This window comes from Priestia sp. P5_B4 (assembly GCF_056400385.1).
Genome location: NZ_JBFULJ010001294.1, coordinates 1 through 780, shown reverse-complemented (window position 1 = coordinate 780; position 780 = coordinate 1). Strand labels below are relative to the sequence as shown.

General features: G+C 41.0%; 1 protein-coding gene and 1 pseudogene. Both read left to right on the top strand.

Going from position 1 to position 780, the window contains the following annotated elements; translation table 11 throughout:
• Window positions 1–584 (top strand): enoyl-CoA hydratase/isomerase family protein (locus tag AC1DRF_RS30575; RefSeq protein ID WP_477742645.1); only part of this gene is annotated, 584 nt, incomplete at its 5' end.
• Between the two features lie 14 nt (window positions 585–598).
• Window positions 599–780 (top strand): annotated as a pseudogene (locus tag AC1DRF_RS30570) (quinone oxidoreductase family protein); the annotation flags it as partial.

Genomic DNA, 780 nt, shown 5'->3' with positions numbered 1-780 from the left:
ATGTAAAAACGATGGGCCAAGCATCCGGATCTGATGTTTATGAACATATCGGCCGTTTAAATGAATGTATTTTAGCGATGCAAAATCTAGAGAAGCCAATTATTTCAGCAGTTCATGGATTTGCAGCAGGAGCGGCTTTTAATTTAGCTCTCGCTTCTGACTTTATCATTGCGTCAGAAGAAAGTCGATTCGTATTAAGCTTTTCTCAAGTTGGATTGATTTCAGACGGAGGAGGCCTTTACTTTCTTACAAAGGTCGTTGGTCCCCATAGAGCGAAGGAACTATTATTTTTAGGAGAGCCTATGGATGCCGACACGGCTTACAAAGCTGGTTTTTTAAATCGTGTAGTACCGTTAAATCAGCTGAAAGATGAGGTCACATCCTTTGCAAGTCGCTTATCACAAGGACCAACCAAAGCGTATGGGAAAATGAAAAAAATTGTCAACGATTCCTTTCATTTAACATTAGAACAAGTCCTTGAACAAGAAAGGCTAACGCAAGTGCTTATGGTAGAAACAAGAGATCATCAAGAAGGAATATCTGCGTTTAAAGAAAAAAGAAAGCCACTATTTCATGGGAAATAAGAGGGGGATATAAGATGAAAGCCATTCAATTTACGCAGTACGGAGGACCTGATGTTCTTCAAGTTATCGATATTGCACGCCCTGTACCAAAAAAGAAAGATGTGCTCATTAAAGTTGCGGCAATCGGCGTTAATTATGCCGACGCTGCACGGCGTGAAGGAGCATACGTAGTCGAAACACCGCTGCCTTTTATCCC